19 protein-coding genes are annotated in these 22733 nt (G+C 62.8%); 13 read left to right on the plus strand and 6 right to left on the minus strand.

From position 1 onward, the window contains the following. Positions 1–1167 precede the first annotated feature (1167 nt). Positions 1168–1494, plus strand: a complete 327-nt coding sequence (locus DU490_RS17045; RefSeq protein ID WP_147270477.1) for a hypothetical protein — start codon at positions 1168–1170, stop codon at positions 1492–1494. A gap of 252 nt (positions 1495–1746) precedes the next feature. Here DU490_RS17045 and DU490_RS15845 read toward each other — a convergent pair whose 3' ends face one another. The 4 genes from DU490_RS15845 to DU490_RS15860 all read right to left on the minus strand — a co-directional run bounded on the left by DU490_RS15845 (position 1747) and on the right by DU490_RS15860 (position 5355). After that, a complete protein-coding gene (locus DU490_RS15845; protein WP_114575219.1) occupies positions 1747–2493 on the minus strand; it encodes an RNA methyltransferase in 747 nt (248 codons plus the stop codon). Positions 2494–2603: 110 nt separating this feature from the next. Then, entirely contained in the window at positions 2604–4247 is a 1644-nt protein-coding gene (groL, locus tag DU490_RS15850; protein WP_114575220.1) for a chaperonin GroEL, read from the minus strand. Between the two features lie 63 nt (positions 4248–4310). Then, the gene (locus DU490_RS15855; RefSeq protein WP_043518768.1) at positions 4311–4604 is read right to left on the minus strand and encodes a co-chaperone GroES; all 294 of its coding nucleotides are present in this window, start codon (positions 4602–4604) and stop codon (positions 4311–4313) included. Positions 4605–4833: 229 nt separating this feature from the next. Then, positions 4834–5355 (minus strand): FxsA family protein, encoded by a 522-nt coding sequence (locus tag DU490_RS15860; RefSeq protein WP_114575221.1) that lies wholly within the window; start codon positions 5353–5355, stop codon positions 4834–4836. 236 nt (positions 5356–5591) lie between these two features. Between DU490_RS15860 and DU490_RS15865 the strand changes: the two genes are divergently transcribed. After that, complete coding sequence (locus DU490_RS15865; protein WP_114575222.1) at positions 5592–6353, plus strand: SDR family oxidoreductase; 762 nt, start codon at positions 5592–5594, stop codon at positions 6351–6353. 364 nt (positions 6354–6717) lie between these two features. On the opposite strand, the gene DU490_RS15870 is transcribed toward DU490_RS15865, so the two are convergent. Then, positions 6718–6996, minus strand: coding sequence for a ComEA family DNA-binding protein (locus DU490_RS15870; protein ID WP_114575223.1), 279 nt, complete (start codon positions 6994–6996; stop codon positions 6718–6720). Positions 6997–7419: 423 nt separating this feature from the next. On the opposite strand from DU490_RS15870, the gene DU490_RS17685 reads away from it, so the two are divergent. After that, positions 7420–7530, plus strand: a complete 111-nt coding sequence (locus tag DU490_RS17685; RefSeq protein WP_114575234.1) for a TyrR/PhhR family helix-turn-helix DNA-binding protein — start codon at positions 7420–7422, stop codon at positions 7528–7530. Positions 7531–7532: 2 nt separating this feature from the next. Here DU490_RS17685 and DU490_RS15885 read toward each other — a convergent pair whose 3' ends face one another. Next, positions 7533–9518: an ATP-dependent DNA helicase RecQ gene (locus DU490_RS15885; protein ID WP_114575225.1), complete on the minus strand. Its 1986-nt coding sequence runs from the start codon at positions 9516–9518 to the stop codon at positions 7533–7535. A gap of 59 nt (positions 9519–9577) precedes the next feature. Here DU490_RS15885 and DU490_RS15890 point away from each other — a divergent pair, with 59 nt between their 5' ends. From DU490_RS15890 to DU490_RS15940, 10 genes are all read left to right on the plus strand, one after another. Next, the gene (locus DU490_RS15890) at positions 9578–9769 is read left to right on the plus strand and encodes a hypothetical protein (RefSeq protein WP_181870073.1); all 192 of its coding nucleotides are present in this window, start codon (positions 9578–9580) and stop codon (positions 9767–9769) included. Positions 9770–9875: 106 nt separating this feature from the next. Beyond that, complete coding sequence (locus DU490_RS15895) at positions 9876–13571, plus strand: ATP-binding protein (protein WP_114575226.1); 3696 nt, start codon at positions 9876–9878, stop codon at positions 13569–13571. Continuing rightward, positions 13568–14194 carry a condensin complex protein MksE gene (locus DU490_RS15900; RefSeq protein WP_114575227.1) on the plus strand — a complete coding sequence of 209 codons (627 nt, stop codon included), beginning with the start codon at positions 13568–13570 and terminating at the stop codon, positions 14192–14194. Before DU490_RS15895 ends, DU490_RS15900 begins: the two co-directional genes overlap by 4 nt. After that, entirely contained in the window at positions 14194–15435 is a 1242-nt protein-coding gene (locus DU490_RS15905) for a hypothetical protein (RefSeq protein ID WP_114575228.1), read from the plus strand. The genes DU490_RS15900 and DU490_RS15905 overlap by 1 nt, the downstream gene beginning before the upstream one ends. 96 nt (positions 15436–15531) lie before the next feature. After that, the gene (locus tag DU490_RS15910) at positions 15532–16404 is read left to right on the plus strand and encodes a hypothetical protein (protein WP_114575229.1); all 873 of its coding nucleotides are present in this window, start codon (positions 15532–15534) and stop codon (positions 16402–16404) included. 258 nt (positions 16405–16662) lie between these two features. Next, entirely contained in the window at positions 16663–18387 is a 1725-nt protein-coding gene (locus tag DU490_RS15920) for a sensor histidine kinase (RefSeq protein WP_114575230.1), read from the plus strand. A gap of 60 nt (positions 18388–18447) precedes the next feature. Continuing rightward, complete coding sequence (locus DU490_RS15925; protein ID WP_114575231.1) at positions 18448–19194, plus strand: response regulator; 747 nt, start codon at positions 18448–18450, stop codon at positions 19192–19194. A 212-nt stretch (positions 19195–19406) separates the two neighbouring features. Further along, entirely contained in the window at positions 19407–20405 is a 999-nt protein-coding gene (locus tag DU490_RS15930; protein ID WP_114575232.1) for a tripartite tricarboxylate transporter substrate binding protein, read from the plus strand. A gap of 127 nt (positions 20406–20532) precedes the next feature. Further along, a complete protein-coding gene (locus DU490_RS15935; protein ID WP_114575235.1) occupies positions 20533–21015 on the plus strand; it encodes a tripartite tricarboxylate transporter TctB family protein in 483 nt (160 codons plus the stop codon). A gap of 40 nt (positions 21016–21055) precedes the next feature. Beyond that, complete coding sequence (locus DU490_RS15940) at positions 21056–22555, plus strand: tripartite tricarboxylate transporter permease (RefSeq protein WP_114575233.1); 1500 nt, start codon at positions 21056–21058, stop codon at positions 22553–22555. Positions 22556–22733 lie beyond the last annotated feature (178 nt).

The following is a 22733-nucleotide window of genomic DNA, read 5'->3' on the forward strand; positions in this document are numbered from 1 at the left end:
AGATCACGACTGGAGGCCGAAGGACTCCCGGCGGTGTTGCCATGGTCGCGGTTATTGCCAACGTCGGCAGCCGCCGCCGGGCGCCTGGCGGCGCCAGTCGCGATGGGGACCAGCGCTCCAACAGCTGTTTTTTCCATTAAGGCAAACCACACCGCTGTTGGAGTATCTTCAGATCACGACTGGAGGCCGCAGGACTCCCGGCGGCGTTACCAGTGCCGGCGACCTCGCCTACGCCGTGGCCTCCGCCGGGGCGCCTGGCGGCGCCAGGCGCGATGGAGACCAGCGCTCCAACAACGATCCTCTCCACCGACAGTGCCACGTCGTTGTTGGAGTATCTTCAGATCACGACTGGAGGCCGAAGGACTCCCGGCGGTGTTGCCATGGTCGCGGTAATAGCCAGCGTCGGTGGCCTCCGCCGAGGCGCCTGGCGGCGCCAGTCGCGATGGGGACCAGCGCTCCAACAACGATCCTCTCCACCAACGGCGCCACGTCGTTGTTGGAGTATCTTCAGATCACGACTGGAGGCCGAAGGACTCCCGGCGGGGTTGCCATGGTCGCGGTTATTGCCAACGTCGGCAGCCTCCGCCGGGGCGCCTGACGGCGCCAGTCGCGATGGAGACCAGCGCTCCAACAACGATCCTCTCCACCAACGGTGCCACACCGTTGTTGGAGTATCTTCAGATCACGACTGGAGGCCGAAGGCCTCCCGGCGGGGTTGCCAGTGCCGGCGACCACTGCCAACCTCGGCCGCCTCCGCCAAGGCGCCTGGCGGCGCCAGTCGCGATGGAGACCAGCGCTCCAACAACGATCCTCTCCACCAACGGCGCCACACCGCTGTTGGAGTATCTTCAGATCACGACTGGAGGCCGCAGGCCTCCCGGCNTGGAGTATCTTCAGATCACGACTGGAGGCCGCAGGCCTCCCGGCGGTGTTACCCGTGCCAGCGACCATCGCCTACGCCGTGGCCTCCGCCAAGGCGCCTACCGGCGCCAGTCGCGATGCGGAGCAGCGCTCCAACAGCTGTTTTCTCCACCGACAGTGCCACGTCGTTGTTGGAGTATCTTCAGATCACGACTGGAGGCCGCAGGCCTCCCGGCGGGGTTGCCAGTGCCGGCGACCTCGGCTACGCCGTGGCCTCCGCCAAGGCGCCTGACGGCGCCAGTCGCGATGGGAACCAGCGCTCCGACAGCGATCCTCTCCACCGACAGTGCCACGTCGTTGTTGGAGTATCTTCAGATCACGACTGGAGGCCGCAGGACTCCCGGCGGCGTTACCGATGGTCGCGGTAATAGCCAGCGTCGGCAGCCTCCGCCGGGGCGCCTGACGGCGCCAGTCGCGATGGAAACCAGCGCTCCGACAGCGATCCTCTCCACCAACGGCGCCACACCGCTGTTGGAGTATCTTCAGATCACGACTGGAGGCCGCAGGCCTCCCGGCGGTGTTGCCATGGTAGCGGTAATAGCCAGCGTCGGTGGCCTCCGCCGAGGCGCCTGACGGCGCCAATCGCGATGGGAACCAGCGCTCCAACAGCTGCTTTTTCCTGCCATAACAGGCGACTACCACCCTGTAGGAGAATCTTTAGATCACGACTGGAGGCCACAGGCCTCCCGGCGGGGTTGCCAGTGCCGGCGACCTCGCCTACGCCGTGGCCTACGCCGAGGCGCCTGGCGGCGCCAGTCGCGATGGAGACCAGCGCTCCGACAGCGCCCCTTTCCCCGACTGTGCCACGCCGCTATAGGAGTGGCTTTAGCTCCGGTCCGAGGCATCGGTTGTGTCCGGTTCCAGCGATCTGAGCAGGCCGCGCAGCAGCGAGAGCTCCTTGCGGCTGGGGCGGGCGCGAGCGAACAGCGCTTGAAGCTGGGTCTGGGTGCAGGCATGGGGCTGCGTCAAAAAGCCGCTGGCTTGCATCACGCGACTCAGGTGGTCATGGAAATGCTCCATCTGCTCGCGGGTAGGCTGACGCTCCTCGGCGGGCCGTGGCTGGTGGTGGTCGTTTTCGGGGCGCTGACGCCAGGCCTTGAAGGTCTCGTAGGCCAGCACCTGGACTGCCTGGGAGAGATTGAGGATGCCGTAGTCTGGGTTGGCGGGAATGCTGACCTGATGGCTGCAGCAGCGAATCTCGCCGTTGGTCAACCCGGAGCGCTCGCGACCAAAGACCAGCGCTACCGGGTCGTCGACGGCATGGCTGACCAGCTCGCTTGCCATCGTTTCAGGCTCGTCGAAGTGAGGCAATGGCAGGCTGCGCAGCCGGGCACTGGCACCCACCACCTGAACGCAGTCGGATACTGCATCCGCCAGCGAGGCGACCACACGGGCGCTGTCGATCACATCCTCTGCTCCTGCCGCCAGGCGCGAGGCTTCGGGGTCTGGAAAGCAGCGGGGATTGACCAGCACCAGGTCGGTCAGGCCCATGGTCTTCATGGCCCGCGCCGAGGCGCCGATATTGCCGGGGTGGAAGGTCTGGACGAGGACGATACGAATATTGGCAAGCATGGTAGAGGCCGCAAGAATCGGAAACGGCGATGGTACCAAAAAACAAGCCCCGCACGTGGCGGGGCTTGCTCAGTCTTGCAGGCCGGAATGGCCTTCAAGGGTGGGGCTGTTTACATCATGCCGCCCATGCCACCCATGCCACCCATGCCGCCCATGTCCGGAGCGGAGTCCTTCTCTTCCGGATCGTCGGCGATCATGGCTTCGGTGGTGATCATCAGGCCTGCCACGGAGCCGGCGGACTGCAATGCAGAACGGGTCACCTTGGCCGGATCGAGGACACCCATCTCGAACAGGTCGCCGTACTCGCCGGTCTGGGCGTTGTAGCCGAAGTTGCCTTCGCCTGCCTTGACCTCGTTGAGGATCACAGAGGCTTCCTGGCCGGCGTTGGTCACGATCTGACGCAGCGGTGACTCCATGGCGCGCAGGGCGATGGCGATACCGTGGGTCTGGTCGACATTGTCGCCCTGGAGGTCCTTGATCTTGGTCAGCACGCGGACCAGAGCGGTACCACCGCCAGGTACGACGCCTTCTTCGACGGCGGCGCGAGTGGAGTGCAGGGCGTCTTCGACGCGGGCCTTCTTCTCCTTCATTTCCATTTCAGTCGCGGCACCGACGCGGATGACGGCAACACCGCCGGCCAGCTTGGCAACACGCTCCTGAAGCTTCTCGCGATCGTAGTCGGAGGAGGTCTCTTCGATCTGAGCGCGGATCTGGTTGACGCGGGCTTCGATGTCGCCCTCGCCACCGGCACCATCGATGATGGTGGTGTTTTCCTTGGACATGGTGATGCGCTTGGCGCTGCCCAGGTGATCGAGGGTTGCCTGCTCGAGGGTCAGACCCACTTCCTCGGAGATCACGGTGCCGTTGGTCAGGATGGCGATGTCCTGCAGCATGGCCTTGCGACGATCACCAAAGCCGGGCGCCTTGGCGGCAGCGACCTTGACGATGCCGCGCATGGTGTTGACCACCAGGGTGGCCAGCGCTTCGCCTTCGATGTCCTCGGCGATGATCGCCAGCGGCTTACCCGCCTTGGCGACGGACTCCAATACCGGCAGTAGCTCGCGGATGTTGGAGATCTTCTTGTCGACCAGCAACAGGTAGGGGTCTTCCAGCTCGACCGCCATGGTGTCCTGGTTGGTCACGAAGTAGGGCGACAGGTAGCCGCGGTCAAACTGCATGCCTTCGACCACTTCCAGCTCGTCTTCCAGGCCACGGCCTTCATCGACGGTAATAACGCCTTCCTTGCCAACCTTCTCCATCGCTTCGGCAATGATCTCGCCGATACGGGTGTCGCCGTTGGCGGAGATGGTGCCGACCTGAGCAATGGACTTGCGCTCGGTGCAGGGCACGGCCAGGTTCTTGATTTCCTTGACCGCGGCGATGATTGCCTGGTCGATGCCGCGCTTCAGGTCCATCGGGTTCATGCCCGCGGTCACACCCTTCATGCCCTCGGTCACGATGGACTGGGCCAGCACGGTAGCGGTGGTGGTGCCGTCACCGGCGACGTCGGAGGTCTTGGAAGCCACTTCCTTGACCATCTGGGCGCCCATGTTCTCGAACCGGTCCTTGAGTTCGATTTCCTTGGCGACGGAGACGCCGTCCTTGGTCACGGTCGGCGCACCGAAGGACTTCTCGATAACCACGTTACGACCCTTCGGGCCCAGCGTGGCTTTTACGGCATTGGCCAGGACGTCAACGCCACGGGCCATGCGCTTGCGGGCATCGTCGGAAAACTTGATTTGTTTCGCTGTCATTTTTCGCTACTTCCTGTGAGTTCGTGAACGTCGTATGGAAAAGGAGGTAAGAGCAGGAGCGGCTCAGCCTTCGACAACGGCGAGGATATCGGACTCGCTCATGATCAGGACTTCCTCGCCATCGATCTTCTGCTTCTCTACGCCGAAGCCCTCTTTGAAGATGACGGTGTCGCCGACCTTGACGTCCAGCGGGCGGACATCACCGCTGTCGAGTATCCGGCCGTTACCGACGGCGAGCACTTCGCCACGAGTCGGCTTTTCCTGGGCATTGCCCGGAAGCACGATGCCGCCAGCGGTTTTTTGCTCTTCTTCAACGCGACGGACGACGACGCGATCGTGCAAGGGACGGATGTTCATTGCTCACGTTCTCCTGATGGTTTGCAGTGCCATGATTCAACACATGGCGGTTCATCTTGATTCTTCCAGTACCCTGGAAGGTGGAGGCGAGGGACGCCTCCCTTGTCGAAGGTGCCGAGCGCTGCTCGGCACCGAAGCCTGGGGCTGACCGTGAAATGGGGTCGGGCAGTTCCCTTTCAAGTGCCAGCACGAAATTTTTTTCACGCGAAGACCTCATCGTCACCGCATTTTACCGACTTGTCTCGTCGCGGCTGATGAAATCCCCTTCCAACGGCCGCTTGCTATCGTCGCCCTGGCCTGGGCGACGCGCGCCCTCCTTTTCTGCCTGTTCGTCGCGCGCCTGCTGCCAGTCGCCGGCCTGCCCTTGCCGGCTGCCACCGCGGCGCGAGGCCAGGACTTGCAGCCGAACATTGGCAATGGCCAGCAGCCTGGCGAGTACACGCCTGGCTCCGGGAATCACGCAAAGGAAGCCCAGTGCGTCGGAGAGGAAACCGGGAGCCAACAGCAGGGCCCCGCCGAAGATCAGGGCCGCGCCGGTAAGTAGTTCACTCGATGGCAGCTCACCCTGCTCCAGGCGCTGCCGGGCACGGGCGAGGGCGGCGGTGCCTTCCCGCCGAATGAGGTAGATACCGACGAAGCCGGTGCCCAGCACCAGCGCCAGGGTGGTCAACAGGCCTATGTTGCTGCCCACGGAGAACAGGATGACGAAATCGAGCAGGGCAAAGAGCGTGAAGATAAGCAGAAAAGGCATGACGGCTCCGGAAGGATCGGTTGCCGAAAGGATGGGGGCAAATCCGTGAAAATCAAGCCTGTCTGGACGATTGACGGTATGAAACGAGCCCCGATAGCGGCCTATTCTTTATTGCAGTGCACAAAAATGTTAAGATGACGCTCAAGTTTTTCGCCCATGCGGCCGAAATAGCAGGAGAGCCGAACCGAATGAAGGGCGGCGCCGATACTGCCGCATACCATTTCCTGAGGTAGCCTATGAAACTGGACAAGACTGTCATCGCCATTACTGGTGGGGCTCGTGGCCTCGGCTTCGCCATGGCGCGCCGCCTGGGTAAGCAGGGTGCGACTCTGGCACTGCTCGATATGGATGCCGAGGCGTTGGACCATGCGGTGTCGGCACTGCATGGTGAAGGTATCAAGTCCGGTGCCTTCCAGGTCAATGTGGCCGACGAAGACTCGGTGAAGCTGGCCTTCGGCGACGTAGCGACCTCTTTGGGGCCGATAAGCGGCCTGGTCAACAACGCCGGCATCCTGCGCGACGCGCTGCTGGTGAAGGCCAAGGGCGGCAAGGTCGAGAAGACCATGTCGCTGCAGGCATGGCAGCAGGTCATCGATGTCAACCTGACCGGTGTGTTCCTGTGCGGGCGTGAGGCTGCTTCACAGATGGTCGAGGCGGGCCATGAGGGCGTGATCGTCAATATTTCCAGCATCTCGCGGGCCGGCAACATGGGTCAGAGCAACTATGCCGCCGCCAAGGCCGCCGTGGTGTCTCTCACCACCACCTGGGCGAATGAGCTGGCGCGTTACGGTATTCGTGTGGGTGCCGTCGCACCGGGTTTCATCGAGACCGACATGACGGCATCTATGCGCCAGGACATGCTTGACAAGCTCACGGCCGGCGTACCGCTGAAGCGTCTTGGTGATCCCGATCATATCGCCCATAGCGTAGCGTTCATCTTCGAGAACGACTATTTCACTGGCCGTGTGATCGAATGCGATGGTGGGCTGCGCCTCTGAGTGCATGCCCCCAACGGTAAGAACTGAACGACGAGGCCGGCGGTGAACACCGCCGGCCTCGTCGCGTTTCAGTAAGCCATAGCTCTTCCGGAAACGCTGAACAAATCGACGAGCGAGATGAAGCGGCTAGGTTCGTTCCCGACGAACCAACGCACTTCCCACATCCCTGTGGGTCGCAAGGCGCACGGAGCACAGAACCGAGCGAAGCGACAAACATCCCCTGGATGGCTCCGAAGGAGCGAGAAACCGAAGGTTTCGAGTCAACCGGAGCATATGGGGTATACGTGAGGATTCCGACCGGGCTGGCGCACCAGCACCGCGCAACGCAGCGATTCGCTCGCGCAGGCATTTGTGCAGTGTTTCCTCAGAATTCGACTTGATCGCGGAACGCCTCCACCGTCACAGGCCCGATGCCGCTGACCCGGGTGAGGTCGTCGGCACTCTCGAAGCTGCCGTTGGCCTCGCGCTCCTCGATGATGGCTTCGGCCCGGCTGGGCCCGACGCCCGGTAACTCGGCCAGCAACTCGGCATTTGCCGTATTCACATTGATGGGGGCCAGCTCCTGGGCCTGGGCCGCAGAGGACAAGGCCAGCAGCACACATAGCATCAGGCCGATCGCAGCGCCATGAACGTTTCCTTTCATGATTCTTTTCTCCTCTTGTGACGTTTTGTGACACCGGTTGGCGTCCCGTCCAAAACTATACGAAAGGTCGCGCTGACAGAGTCGGCATATGCCCTTTATCTACGTAAGAAAATGCCGATTATTGTTGGGGTCATTATCGATGTCGTTTGTGGGATATCGCCTTGGCGCGATACGGTAAAGCGCTTACAACATCGCCCGACCCCGCCATCAGGCGGGCTCGGCCGAACGCGCTCACGCTGCTTGACGCCATGGCGTTCGACGATTTCCCACTGCGGGATATCGCGATGGTAGGCCCTGATCTCTTCGTCACTCACCTGGGGTGCGTCCCAACCTCAGGCTTCACACTGCTGTTCGGATAGCTGGCTCATGCCGTCTCATTGTCGTCGGGGGTTATCGTTTATCAGGCCTTGAGCACCGCGGTCGATATCAGCGAGTTGCGGTACCCGGTCCTCCGGCAGGGCCAAGCGGCTGGGCGTTTCGCATACCACCATCGCCAACAAGCTGAAGCGCCACGGCATCGGCTCGGAAGGCTAGCGTCAGACTGTAGAGCCGAGCCCCGACTGGAGCAGCAGCTCTCGCACCTCGGCGTAGTGGTGGGCTTCCAGCGCGGCGAAGCCGGTTAACCGCCGCGCCTTGAGTCGAGTGAGCAGCGGCGTGGTGAGGCCGCACAGGAAGCGTGTGATCAGGTCGGGAGTGAGCGGGTGACGATCCTGGCTGGCGGTGAGCTGCTGGATCAGCTCGCCAGCCAACCCCTCGATGGCGTCGATTGTCAGCGGTGGTGGTGCCTCGCCCTGGGGCAGGCGGGCGACCTGCCCATGACAGGCGGAGCAGTGGCCGCAGTGCTGTGGCGCCCGGTCATCGCCGAACCACTCGGCCAGGCGGCGGCTCAGGCATGCCTCGCTCTCGAAAAGTGCCAGCATGGCGTGAAGTCGCGCCACCTCCGCCTGCTCCTTGTCCCGGAAATAGCCATGCAGTTCATCGCTCAGGGCGGCCAGGTCGATATCATGGCGCAGTACCTCGTAGACTTCGGTCATCTGCTTGCTTTCCAGCGTCATCCAGCCCTTGGTGACGAAGTAGTCCAGTGCCGTGATCACCCGGCCGCGTTGCGTGTTCAAGCCGCGCTCGCCGCCCAGGCGCGCGAGTGCCTCGAAATCCAGGGTGTACCAGGTGCGGGCGCGCTGGGAGGCGTCGAGGATCGCCTGCACGAAGGCGGCACGCTCGCCCTCGAAGCGGGCGACCAGTGCCTCGGGCTCCTCGCCCAGGCGGAAGCGGTATTCGGCGAAGTAGCTGTAGCGCGAGGCGATGATGCCGCGCAGCTCCAGCTGAACCAGCAGGGTCTTCAGCGGCAGTGGGCGAATGTTGCTCTGCTGCGAGAGGCTGTTGAGCATCAGTTCCCACTGGCTGCCGGCGCCGCCCCGGCTCACCGCGACCACCTCGTCGATCACCTGGCGAATGCCGTAGTGTTCCGGGGTGTCGCCGAAGACGAAGTTCTCGAGCACGTTGAGGTGGTCGCGCCCGGCCAGCATCAGGCAGTCGGAAGGCTGCCCGTCGCGGCCGGCCCGGCCGATCTCCTGGCTATAGTTCTCGATTGACTTGGGCAGGTCGAAGTGCACCACGTTGCGAATGTCAGCCTTGTCGATGCCCATGCCGAAGGCGATGGTGGCGACGATGCAGGGCATCCGGCCTGCCATGAAATCACGCTGGATGCGCTCGCGGATCTCGCTGTCGAGCCCGGCGTGGTAGGCGATGGCGGGGAGCCCGGCCTTGCTCAGGTAGGCGGCCAGGCGTTCGGCGGTCTGCTGCAGGGTGACGTAGACGATGGTGGGCGCGGGTGGCTGGGCGTCGAGCTTGGGTCGCAGCCACTCGACCAGGCGTCTCGGCCGCGTCTCGGCCGGCACCGGCGCCACCTCCAGGTGCAGGTTGGGACGATAGAAGCCGGTGGCGGTGACGTCGCTCTCGGCGATGTCGAAGCGCGAGCGCATGTCGGCGATCACTCGCGGGGTGGCCGTGGCGGTCAGCAGCAGTACCTGGGCTATGCCGAACTCGCGCCGGTAGTCGGGCAGCTTGAGGTAGTCCGGCCGAAAGTTGTGGCCCCACTCCGAGATGCAGTGGGCCTCGTCCACCACCATCAGTGAGATCGGTACGCGGCGGATGAAGGCGCGGAAGCGTTCGTTCTTGAGCCGCTCCACCGATATCATCAGGATTCGAATATTGCCACGCGTGACACCCTCCATCACGGCAGCAGCCTCATCGCGGCTCTGGCCAGAGTCGATGCTGGCGGCGGCGATCCCGTGGCGTTCGAGGAACGCCAGTTGATCTTGCATCAGCGCCAGCAGCGGCGAGATGACCAGGGTCAGGTGGGGCAGGTGCAGTGCAGGGAGCTGATAGCAGAGCGACTTGCCGGAGCCGGTGGGAAAGATTGCCGCCGCCGAACGGCCCGCCGTTATCGCCTCGATCACTGGGCGCTGACCGAGGCGGAAGTCGCCGTAGCCGAAGACCTGCTGTAACGTCTGCTCAATCATCTAGGCACTCCTTGCGCTGTTGTTTTATGTACTGTGTTCATGTATGGAGGGCGGCGTTCATGACGACCACCGGCCGACACCGAACATTCTCGCATATCGCCACCTTCGACGACTGTCCCTTCCCGCGCGAGCACCGTGGCGACGTAGCTATCATCATTGGTACGCTGTTCTCTGGGCTGCGCCTGGAAGGCGTGTTCTCCGGAAAGGTACGCCGTGAAGGAAGGTACGTCGTGAAGGAAGGTACGTCGTGAAGGAAGGTACGTCGTGAAGGAATGGTGGAAGCAATCGGTTAGTCCTGCTCGCTTACAGTGAGTAGAATGCACGTTTACGAAAACATCATCAGCTCAAGGACGCGGCATGGCTCACCTGCTACGCATCGTGATGATTCACGGTCACCTCGAGGGCGTGATCGAACTCAATGTGGATGGTCACACCAACATCTGCGGTACCAATGCCTCGGGAAAGACCACACTGCAGCGCCTGGTGCCAGTGTTCTTCGGCGAGCTGCCCAATCGTGTGGTGCCGAAGACAAGGCTCAAGTTCGACGCCTTTTACCTGCCGCACCGCAACAGCTATCTGATCTATGAGTATCGTCGCGAGGAAGGCGACGTCTGTCAGGCGGTGCTGACCCGTAAGAGCGAAGGTGGCGTGGAGTATCGCTTCGTGGGTGCGCCCTATCGCCCCGAAGATTACCTGGTGGAGAGCGAGGCCGGTGTCACTGCACTGGACTACGCCCAGTGGGCCAACGGCTTGCGTCGTCAGGGCATCGCGCTATCGCCCAAACTCGGTGCCACTTCCGAGTACCGTTCGGTGATCCAGAACGATTTTACCCAGTTCGGTTCCGCCCCGTCCGTACCCTCCCAACCCCGGGGCAACAGTCGCGATGGGCTGCGTCTGCGCCAACTCGCCGCCCGATTCAGCCTGGTGCGACCCGGACAGCGCATCCGCCACATGGAGAAGCTGGTTTCGGCAGTGCATGCCAAAGAGGGCAAGATGGACACCCTCAAGACCATGCTGGCGGCAATCTTTGAGGAGGACGGAGTCGAGCTGCCGGTTACCCGCATTCGTAACACTAAGGCGCGCGAGTGGATCGCACGCATGCGCCAGTCAATGCGGCTGGCACCCCTTCAGCGCTCTCTGGCCGTCGTGGAGAGCCTGGATCGTGAAATCGCCGATCTCGAGGCATCGCTGTGGCAGCTCGGTCCACAGCTTGAGGCCGACCGCCACCGCGCCGAGCGCGACCAGGCCGATCTCGAGGCGCAGTTGGGCCAGCGCCAGCGTGATTTCCAGACCCGAGAGCAGGCCTACCGTGAGCTCAGCCACGCCCTCAACGACCGGGTAAGCGAGCTCGACAGCGAGCTGGACAAGACGCGCGTCGACCTGGACGACCTGCAGCGCCGGTTCGAGGCATTCGAGGAGGCCGACATGCCTGGCCTCGAGCAGGACTTGAAGGCATTGCCTCAGTGGCGTGAAGAGCAGCAACAGCTGCGCGACCACCTCGAACTCATGGAACATGCCTTCAAGGACAGCAAGGCCCGGCTCGAGGCACGCCTGGTGGAACTAGGCGATCTGCTCGAGCAGCGACGCGATGAGGTCCAGGCGCAGATCGACGCCCTGGGCGAGGAGAAGGAGGCCTGCCGCGAGGCGCAGAGCAAGGCTGAGAACCGGCTCGAGACCGATTATCAGACCCGTAAGCAGACCCTGGATGACGACTACCGCGCCCGATTGGATCAGGGCACCGTCAGGCTGTCAGAACTCAAGGCACAGCTTGCCCATGCCGCCCCGACCCCGGAGGAGGCCCGCGAAGCCGAGCAGGCCCAGGCCCGCGTCGATCAGGTTCAGAGCGAACAGCACACCGCCGCGGCTGTCGTCGAGAGTGTGCGTGGTGAGCTTGATGAACGGAAGCCTGAGCGGGAGGCAGCCGAGCGTGAATTGGAGCTGGCCCGGACGCAGCGCTCCCGCGCCGAGGTTCACCACGACGCTCTTCTGGTCCAGCGTGACCCCGCCCAGGGCAGCCTGCGCCATTTTCTGCGCCACCACCGCCCGGGCTGGGAACAGACTCTGGGCAAGGTGATCGCTCCTGAACTGCTCGAGCGCCGCGACCTTGCCCCCCAATGCAATGACGACACCAGCGATGACTTCTTCGGGCTGGCGCTGGATCTGACCGCCATCGCGTTGCCCGATTACGCCCAGGACGAAGTCAGCCTGCTGACCGAGATCGAGGCTGCCGAGCAGGTCCTCCGGGAGGCCCAAGCCGCGGTTCAGGCCTCGGAGAAAGCGCTCAAGGCGCGCCATGAAAAAGTTCAGGAAGTGTCTGCACGCCTTGACCGTGCGCGCAGCGCTCAGCGCCGTGCAGGCGAGGAGGTAGAGTACGCCCTGCAGGCTCGCCAGCAGTGCCATGAGCGCCACACCGCCGCCCAGCAGGCTCGCCAGGCTGCCTGCCGCGAGGCTATGGAGGAGCAGGAGACCGTGCAGAACGCGCTGCGCGACGAGCAGCGCCGGGCGCTGGATGCCCTGGCCGATACCCATCGCGCCCAGCGCCTCGAGCTCACTGCCGACTATCAGGGTCGGCTAGCCGGGTTCGAGCAGCAGGTCCAGCAGTATCGCCGCCAACTCGTTGAGCTAAAGGAGGAGAATCGCCGCCAGCGCGAGGAGTTGGAGGCCGCCTTCGACCGCGAGCTGGCCGAGCAGGGCGTCGATACCCTGCGGCTCAATGAGGCCCGCTCGCGTGTCGAAATGCTCGGCAAGCGTATCAGCATGACCACCCGACGCCAGGACGAGTTGGATGAGTACACCCGCTTTATGCGCGTAGAGTGGGGCGAGCGCAAGCCGCGGCTGGTAGAAAAGGAGGCGTCGCTGGCCCGCGAGCGCCAGACCGCCGAGCGCGAGCGCGAGCAGCACAGAGTCGACTTTCGTGCGGCCAGCCTGGAACACCAGGCCGCAGTCCGTGACCTCAAGGCCAGGCGCGATGCCGATCAGGCGTTGGTCGAGATCCTGACCCCGCTGCTCGACAAGCTCACGGCCCTGGCCGTGGCACCGGCCCCCGAACCCCTCAGCGAGGCTCCTGGCGATGCCGCCGAGCGTATCGAGCGGGCCCGCCAGGCGTTGGTCGACCACGCCAGGACGCTGGACGAGCTGCGTCGTGGCTGTGAGAAAATCGAGGTCGAGCTGGTCAAGGGCGCCAGCGCTGACTTCCAGGATACCCTGGAGTCCGAGCGCAGCAAGCTCGAAGATCCCAGCCCGCGCCGCCTGCTTGGCGTACTACGCGACATGCTCCAACTGCTCGAGGGTCAGCAACAGCAGTTGCTGCAGGAGGGCCGGAATCTCAGCGACGATTTGGACAAGTTCTTCACCGTGTTCCGCGACCTCAATCGACGCATCAACGCCCAGAGCCGGCGGCTCTCCGACGAAGTGGCCGACGACCTGAAGCTGGAGGGAATCGGCCGCGCCGAGGTGAAGATCCAGTCGACCATCGACGAGTTGGGTTTCTGGGAGCCGCTCAAGCGCTTCGCCCAGCGTTACCGTGAATGGCGCGATTCAGGCCAGCCGCTGCCCAGCGATGACTACCTGGATGCCCTGGCCGATGTCGTGGAGCTACTGCGTAGCGACCAGCAATATAGTTTCGAGAGCCTGCTGCGCCTGGAGCTGCACCTCAACGAGGGCGGTACCGACCTGGTGATTCGTAATGATCGCCAGCTGCTGGAGTCCTCTAGCCACGGCATGGCCTACCTGATCCTGTGCAAGTTCTTGCTCGCCTTCACTCGCCTGCTGCGTGGACAGGCCGAGATTGCCATTCACTGGCCCATCGACGAGATCGGCACCCTGGCCTACCACAACGTCGAGAAGCTGTTCGAAGCTTGCGACAACAACCGCATTCATATCGTCGGCGCCTTCCCCAACCCCGAGTCGGACGTGCTGTTGCTGTTCCACAACCGCTATTTGATTGACCGCGATGAGGCAGCCCCCGACAAGCGCCGCTTGAAGCGCATCGAACCACGCCTGAGCCGATTGGCCCAGCGCCTGCAGGTCCGTGCCGAGGAGGCCATCTCATGATCGAACACGGCCCCCTGCTCGAACGCCTGCTGGCCGGCGACTTCATCTGCGCGGTAAGCGACGAGAGCGCCTTTCGCAGGCTGGAGGATGACGAGACCCGCGAGCAACTGGATATCTACCTGCGCCCGCTCAACCGACGTCTGGCTACCAACGACGAGGGCAGTGTCTATTTCCTCGCCTGGCGCAACATTGATGAGTTCGCCCGCGATCAGCTCTCGCGTCAGCTGGCCGACACGGTCAACAGTCTGCTGCCGATGCTAGAGTGGCTGCAGTTGGTGCAGGAGACACTGGGTCGCGATGGCCTGGCCGCTCCCGGCGACGTGCTCAAGCCCGCCGACTTCAGCTCTCGAAGCGAGGATAACCAGGGCTTGCGAGAGCGCCTCGAGCGCCTGGCTACCGACCCCTTCTTCGGCTCCCAGAGCGAGCAGCTCGACGCCCAGATCAAACAGGTCTTCAAACGACTCAAGGAGCATGGCTACCTGCTCCAGCCCCACGCTGACCGGCAGTACTTCGTGGTCACCGCCAAGATCGACTACCTGATCGATCTGGTGCGTTTCATCCGCGACGAGGAGAACCTGCCTATTGACGACCAGGCACCTGCCAGCCAGGAGAGCCTGCTGTGATGGGCGGTGCCAGCGACCCCCACGCCCTGGAGAGCCGCCTAATCAGCACTGGCGTCGAGCGCCTGACGTTGCTCGGCAAGTACGCCGAGGCGCTGATGGCCGGCTACGCCCGGGACGAGGTGCCTCTGGCAGGGTTGAGCAAGACGGCACTGAACAGGCTGCTGGCCGCCCGCATCCTGTGGCGCCCGGATGAGCAGGGCGGGGTCAAGCTCGCCCCCAAGGTGCGTGAGCTGATTGCCGAGATGCTTGCCGACGAGACCCGCCGCCATGTGAACGCCGACGTGGCCGAAACACTCGAACTGCTGCGCAGCCTGGTGCAGAGCTACCGCGAGGCCCGCGACGCCGGCGAGTATTGGCGCCAGGAGCAGCAACTGTTGCGCTTGCGCCAGGAGGTGGATGATCTCAATGGCCGCTTCGCCGACGCCATCGACAGCCTGTGGCGGCGTCTCAACAGCGACTTCGGCTTCGTCAGCCACCTGGGTGACAAGATTCGCGAGAATGAGCGCGCCCAGAAGCAGATTGTGCGCTTGCTTGATGGCCTGGAGCTGATCGACTTCACTGAACTGATCGAACTGGTAGGTGGGGACGGTGCCCTGCGCAAGCTGCTGGTCAGTGGGCTGCAGCACCAACTCACCCAGCACTACACCAGCCTGCGCGAGGTGCAGAGGCGGATGATCGAGCTGCTGGCGCGTTTTCGCCAGCAGCAGTCGCGCAGCCGCCTGGTGGCAGGCATGGCCGCCTTCCTGCGCGAGCACCCCGGCTTTGCGCCCGGCAACTACGCCCGGCGCAGCGAGGTGCCGGCGCTGGTCAACCGTGCCGCGCTGCTCTCCGCCGCTGGCGCCCCTGCCCTGGACCACGACGCAGACACCCGCATACTGACCGGGCTGCTCCATCGCCTGCCAAGGCCAGTGCCGCGCCCCGAGCCGGTCACCGCCGCCGGCGTCGCCGCACTGCAGGAGAACACTCTGGCGGCCACTCGCCATCAGGCGCTCAAGGAGGATGTGGAGCGGTTCTATCTTTCGGTGGTGGATGGCGGCGGTGAGCCACTCAGCGCGCTGGAGTACCTGCAGCAGGGCGAGTTCGAGTGGGGCGAGGAGATATGGCTGTTTCAGGTAATCGCCGAGCACCAGGGCTTGCCGCGCGGTGAACAGCGCGCCTTCCGGCTGCGTCAGGAGGAGAGCCAGGCCAGCCCGTTCAATCACCTGCGGCTGATCCACGACGTCATCATTCAGCTTTCTTAGGGGTTGTGGGAGCCACGCTCAGCAGGCGGTCCGATGCCTCGACGAAAGACGCTGTGGGTGGCCTCGTGGTTTAAGGTTCTGTAAAGAGGAGGGCAAATGATTCTCTCATCGCGCGCCCGCAATCTGCTGCGGGACACCGCTCAGTCACTGCATGGCGCGCCCCATTTGGCGAAACGGCGCAACAAGGTGGTGGATGACATTGTCGCCTGGTGCCGGGAGCATGATATCGAGCTCGGCCCTCGCCTGACCCACGACCGTCTGCGGTTCGATCGTGAGCTACTGGCTCAGATCGGCGACACACTTACAGCCCTGGGTCATCCCGCAATCGACACTGCCCTGGGCGGCCTGACCAGCACCGAACAGGCTCGATTCGGCAACCGCGAAGAGAAAAATATCCGCGAAAGTCCACGCGAGCATCGGGTGCTGGCCAGCATGCCTACCGGCGAACCTCGCTGCGGTCTGGCGAGCCGTACCTGCGACATCCTCGACCTCGACTGGCGTGATATTGCGTTATCCCAATTCGATGTGCTGGTGCAGATCGAGAACCTCGATAGCTTCTACGCCTTGGACCCATCCATTCCCCCCCTGGCCGAACGGTCCCGCCCGCTGGTGCTCTATCGCGGAGATAGCTTCTATGGCGGCGCCTTCCCCAAAGTGGCCGAGGCCTGGAGGAGCACCGGCAAGGCACATCTCTACCTGGGAGACTTCGATGCCAAGGGTGTCAGTCTCGCCATCTCCAGCCGCGCCACCCATCTGCTACTACCGCCGTTTGCAGCGCTTGCACAGAGCGCACATGTCGAGCATCTGCCAGCGAAACAGCAGGAGTACCAGTCCGCACTGCGTGACCTGGCCGTCAGCCTGCCCGTGGGTCATCCGCTCACCAACTACCTGAAAGTTCTGCTCGGCGATCAGCGAGGCCTACTCCAGCAGTGGTTCGGTAGTGAATTGACCCGCGTGCCACTCGGTTGAAGGGTCTATTTGGCACCATCCCAACGCTGAAAAGAGATCTCCCATGCACGTCATCATCGATCTCTGTGTCGTACCGCTGGGTGTGGGGGTATCGGTCTCCCCGCTGATCGCTGTCGGCCTTGGCGGAGGCTGCGGCTTAGGCGCTAATTACCAGCACCGGCAACACTGCCGGGCTTTGCCGTTGGCTGTCATCGTTGGGGTGCCTCGGTTCCGACAGCATGCGACAATGATGCTTTCATCAGCGTCGGATTTCCCTCCATGTCTTCCCCGCGCAGAGAATCCATTGCCGAGCTCCAGCGTATGCGTCGTGGTCGACCGCGGCGTGGCAGACTGATACACAGTTTTCGCCTGCAGGTAATGCTGCTGGTCGGCGTCTTGCTGGCCGGCATGCTGCTGGCGCAGGGGGCCTACCTCAACCACCGCAAGGGCGAGATCATCAGCGACCAGATCGGTCAACGTGCCTTGGCCGTGGCGCTCAGTGTGGCTAGTATCCCCCAGCTCATCGCCGCCTTCGACGACCCGGATCCCAGCGCCACCATCCAGCCCATAGCCGAGCGCATTCGTCGTGAGACCGGTGCGCGCTACGTAGTGGTAGGCAATACCGAAGGGCTTCGCTATTCCCACCCGCTACCCGAGCGGCTCGGCAAGCCGATGGTCGGCGGTGACAATGATCGCGCTTTGCTGCATGGCGAATCCTACGTCTCGGAAGCCACCGGCTCGCTGGGTGAGGCCATGCGTGGTAAGACGCCGGTATTCGATGCCGAGGGCGATATCATCGGCATCGTATCGGTGGGCTTCATGCTCGACCGGGTGGCCATGGATGTTGTCGAGCACACCAGCCTGGGCTGGTGGCTGGTGGCACTCATGATCGTGTTCGGCTTTGCCGGTGCCTATGGGCTGTCGCGTCATCTGAAGCGGGTGATCCTGGGCCTCGAGCCCTACGAGATCGCCCGCCTGGCCATGGAGAAGGAGGCGATCCTGCAGTCGATCCACGAGGGGATCCTGGCGGTGAATCGCGAGGGGCAGATCACCCTGGTCAACCAGCAGGCGAGGCGCTTTCTGGGCCTGCCGCCGGTGCATGCGGTGGTCGGTCAGCCAATCCAGGAAATCGTTCCCAACTCGCGTCTGCTCGAGGTCATGGAGCGTGGTGAGCATCAGTTCGATCAGGACATGTGGTTGGGTGATCATCCAGTGGTGGTCAACCGCGTGCCTATCCATCACGCTGGCGAGATCGAGGGGGCGGTGGCCACCTTCCGCAGCCGCCGCGAGATCGTCGAACTCTCCAATGCGTTGAATGCCGCCAGTCGGGACGTGGACATGTTGCGTGCCCAGGCCCATGAGTTCTCCAACAAGCTCTATACCATTTCCGGGATGCTCCAGCTCGGCCGCATCGAGGATGCCATCGCCCTGATTCACCAGGAGAGTGCGCATCAGCAGGCCCAGATGACCTTCCTGATGAATCACGTGGGCGACCCAGTGGTCAGCGGTACCTTGCTCGGTAAGCTGACCCGCGCCAGGGAGCTCGGGGTGCTGCTGGAGATCGACGAGCAGAGTTCGTTGGTCGAGCCGCTCACGGTGACGGGCCAGGAGGTCCTCATGACGGTGATCGGCAACCTGCTGGACAATGCCTGCCATGCGGCGCTACAGGGTGACCGCGATAGCGACGAGAGGCCGCGGGTAAGGCTGTTTTTCACTGATCTCGGGGAGCAACTGCTCATCGAGGTGGAGGATAACGGCCCCGGCGTTCCCCACGAGCACGGCGAGGCAATTTTCCAGGAAGGCTTCTCTACCAAGCCGGGCAAGCATCACGGTATCGGCCTGGCCCTGGTCAGCCGTCTGTGCCGCGAAAACGGTGGCGCCATTACCCTGGAGGAGAGCGAGTTGGGCGGGGCTTGCTTCATCGCCGTGCTCGATCGCTCCCTGTGTGGGCCGAGAAAGGCGGGTGAAGGCGAGCCGCGACGGCCGGGCACGATAGCGCCCTGAGCCAAGCATAACAACATAGGCACGAGACGATGCCACAAGGTATCGCGGGGGGAATGAGATATGCATGAATCGGGCGATTCGCCTGCAGAGTTTGGCATCCTGATCGTCGAGGACGACTTTCGCATTGCCGATATTCATCGGGCCTTCATCGAGCAGAGCGAAGGCTTCCGTGTGGTGGGCATGGCCAGAAACGGCGCTGAGGCGCGGGCACTGATGTCCCGGCAGGCCCATACGGCACATCTGGTTCTGCTCGATGCCTATCTGCCTGACGTAGAGGGGCTCGAACTGCTCTGGTCGCTACGCCGGGATTACCTGCAGGTGGATATCGTGATGATTACCGCGGCCCGGGAAGTGGAAACCATCGCCGAGGCCTTGCGTGGCGGTGTCTTCGACTATCTGATCAAGCCGGTCGAGGCCTCGCGCATGGCACAGATGCTGGCGCGTTTCCGCCGTGAGCGAGCTGCCCTGAACGCCCGCAGCGAGATGAGTCAGGAGGAGCTTGACAGGGCACTGACTCGGCTGCGTCCCGAGGGGGCGCCAGGCGGCGGCGTGCGCAGCCTGCCCAAGGGCATCGACCGCTTGACGCTGCGCACCGTGGTATCGGCGCTGGAGCATGCCGGATCGCCGCTGGCCGCCATGGAGGTGGCCCGAACCATGGGTGCCAGTCGCTCGACGGCCCGGCGCTACCTGGAATTCCTGGTATCGGTGCAGGTGGTGGGCGCCGAGCTGGGCTACGGCGACGTGGGTCGGCCGGAGCGACGCTATCGTCTGGTAGGGGATACCACGCCATGGTGTGAAGAAGGCTAGCTGAAGAGGGGCGGCGAGATGGGGTGGAAGCGGGTTCAAGGCGTCCGTGAACAGAAAGGACAAAATGGGCGAAAAGGACTATTTGTCATTTATGTTCAGAAGCTTGTGGCCAACGTATCGCTCTTCTAGTGTTTACAGGGTAGCGCCCTAGGGCGACCTCATAACGATCACAAGAACGATCACACAACAAGATGCCGAACCCGGAGAACGCCATGACTAACAAGCTTTCCCTCAAGCGCCTGACGCTGCTGGCCCTGCCGCTGGCCGCTGTCGCCGGTGCAGCGACCGCCGCCAGCGCCGACGAATGGACTCCAAGCCGTTCCATCGAGTTCATCGCCCCGGCCAACCCGGGCGGTGGTTGGGACACCCTCGTGCGCACCACCTCGCGAGTGATTCAGCAAGAGGGTCTGGCTGAGTACAACCTGGCCGCCATCAACGTGCCGGGCGGCGGCGGTGCCGTCGCCTGGGCCCAGATCGCCCGCGACAGCGGCAATCCGCACAAGCTGTTCGCCACCAGCCCGCCGATCATTTTGGTCCCGCTGGCCGGCACCTCTCGCTATGATCATACCGACTTCACGCCGATCGCTCGGTTGATCACCGACTACTCCATCGTCCTGGTTCCGGCAGATTCCGAGTATCAGGACCTCAACGATCTGTTCGATGCCATGCGCGAGAATCCCTCCCTGAGTGTCGGTGGTGGCAGTGCACCGGGCTCCATGGACCATATTTCCGTCGTGGGTGTGGCGTCGACGGCGGGGATCGAGGCGCAAGGTGTCAACTACATCGCCTTCTCGGGTGGCGGTGAAGCCATGACCAACCTCATGGGGGGGCATGTCGAGGCCGTGATCACCGGTGCCGGTGAAGCTGCAGGTCAACTGGGTCCCGATAGCGATATTCGTGCGCTGGGGGTTTCCTCTCCTGAGCGATTGGGAGGGCCCTTGGCCGATATCCCGACCTATCAGGAGCAGGGTATCGATTACACCTTCGATATCTGGCGCGGTGTCATGGGTACGCCTGATATGCCAGCAGAAGCTGTTGCCTACTATGAAGACCTCTTTGCACAGATGCTCGAAACAGAAGCCTGGCAGGAAGCCCGTGACCAGTTGGGCTGGATTGATGCCTATCAAACCAGTGAAGAATTCGGCGCTTTCCTCGATGCCCAGAAAGAAGAGTTCAGTGGCGTGCTGACCGAGCTCGGCCTGATTCGCTGAATGCCGGCTGATTCTCATCCGGAGTGACTCTCTTGAGCCCTGATAATCTCAGGGCTCAATCTTCTTGCAGGTAACACTTGGGCTCGAGGCCAGGTTTCAACTGGCGTGAGATCGAGGTGGAATGCTCATGACACGACTCAATACCAATCAGATCATTGCACTGATCGTTGCACTGTTCTCGGTGGGCTACCTGGTAATGGCTTTTCAGATACCCACTTTCCCACTTCCCCGACCGGTCGATTCCGACGTCTTTCCCAAGGTGCTCGGGTTTGTCCTGCTTGGGCTTGCAGTGTGTCTGTTTCTGGAAAAACCCAAGGCCCAGGATATTCCCGAAGAGCCGAGCCAGGAGGCGCTGAATCAACCATTATGGTTACGCCCCTGGTCGCGGATTGTCGTCACCTCGCTGGCAATAATTGCCTATGCCCTATTGATGGTACCCATCGGTTTCGTGGCGGCATCCACTGCGCTGGCCTTCGGCCTTAGCTGGTATTACGGCTACCGTCGGCATGGGGTGAACCTGGCGACCTCGCTTGGCGTGGTGTTGGCGCTGTACTTGACCATGACACGCATCATGGAAGTCTACCTGCCCACGGGAATCCTGCCGATCTGATGTCCCATGACATCATCGGCCCGCGAGAGAGAGCCTGCTCATGGAAGCACTGAACAACCTAATGTATGGCTTCGGCATTGCGCTGCAGCCCATGAATATCGCCTATGTCTTCGGCGGAGTCTTTGCCGGTACCATCATCGGCATGCTGCCGGGTCTGGGGCCGATCAGTGCCCTGGCCCTGATGATCCCGATTACCTTCGCCATGGAACCGTCCTCCGGTTTGATCCTGATGGCCGGCGTCTACTACGGTGCCATCTTCGGTGGATCGAGTTCGTCGATCCTGCTCAACGCACCGGGCGTCGCCGGTACCGTGGCGACCTCGTTCGACGGCTACCCCATGGCCAAGCAGGGGCTAGCGGGCAAGGCCCTGGCTATCGCGGCTTATGCCTCCTTCGTGGGCGGCACCATCTCTATCGTCTTCCTGATGATGGTGGCTCCGCTACTGTCTCGAGTCGCCGTGGCGTTCGGCCCGGCAGAGTACTTCGCGCTGATGGTGTTGGGGCTGACGGCGGTGGTGTCGCTCTCAGACAAGTCGTTGGTCAAGGGGCTGATCGCCGCCGTTGTGGGGGTCATTATTTCGATCATCGGTATCGACCTGCAAACCGGCACGGTGCGTTTTGCCTTCGGCACTACCCACCTGCTGGACGGGATCGACTTCCTGGTGGTGGCCTTGGGTATCTTCGCCCTGGCAGAAGTCTTCTACATTCTTCTCAGGGGAGGCGGTGGTAAGGAGCCGGAACGTAATGCCATTGGCTCGCTCAAACTCACCCGGAGCGAGGTCGGGCAGATCGCTGGCCCGATCAGCCGTAGTTCAGTACTGGGCTTCTTCACCGGTGTGCTGCCCGGCGCCGGAGCCACCATCGGGTCATTCCTCGGCTACAGCATGGAGAAGCGCATCGCCAAGGATGGGGATACCTTCGGCAAGGGCAATATCAAGGGGGTGGCGGCACCCGAGGCAGCCAACAATGCAGCCTGTACCGGTTCCTTCGTGCCGTTGTTGACCCTCGGTGTGCCGGGTTCCGGTACCACGGCGGTCTTGTTGGGTGCCCTGCTGGTCATGGGGATCAGCCCAGGGCCGGCAATGCTGGTGGATCGGCCTGATGTGTTCTGGGGCGTCATTGCCAGTATGTATATCGGCAACATCATGTTGCTGGTCCTTAACCTGCCGTTGATTCCCTATATCGCCAAGATCCTTGATATGCCTCGCCCACTGTTGCTGGCGTTGATCCTGATCTTCTGCATGGTCGGCGTCTATGGCATGAGTTTCAGCGTGATCGACTTGCTGTTCCTGCTTGGCTTCGGGCTGCTGGGGCTTGGTATGCGGCTGTTCGGTTTTCCGGCGGCACCGCTGATCCTGGCGCTGATCCTGGGTAGCATCATGGAAGAATCCATGCGTCGTGCCCTGCAGATTTCCGGTGGGGACTGGATGGTCTTCATCGACAAGCCGATCTCCATGTGGCTGTTGATCATCGCCGCGCTGTCTTTGCTGATGCCGGTGCTGAAGCAGGGCCTGGTGTGGATTCGCCGCGCACGCGCCTGATCTCTTGCACGACTTTTGTCCTTGGGGGTGCCGGTGCAGACCGGCGCCCCATTTTTTATGGTTCTTCACACTTTGGCGTGAATCTGCTCTGCACAGACTGCATTGTGGAAGGACGCCTCGGCGATAGCGACGCAGGCGCTCCTTGTTGGAGCGCTCGGTTCGGCGCCCCGACTCCGCA

The sequence above is a fragment of the Halomonas sp. DQ26W genome, from assembly GCF_003339685.1.
Taxonomy (GTDB): domain Bacteria; phylum Pseudomonadota; class Gammaproteobacteria; order Pseudomonadales; family Halomonadaceae; genus Halomonas.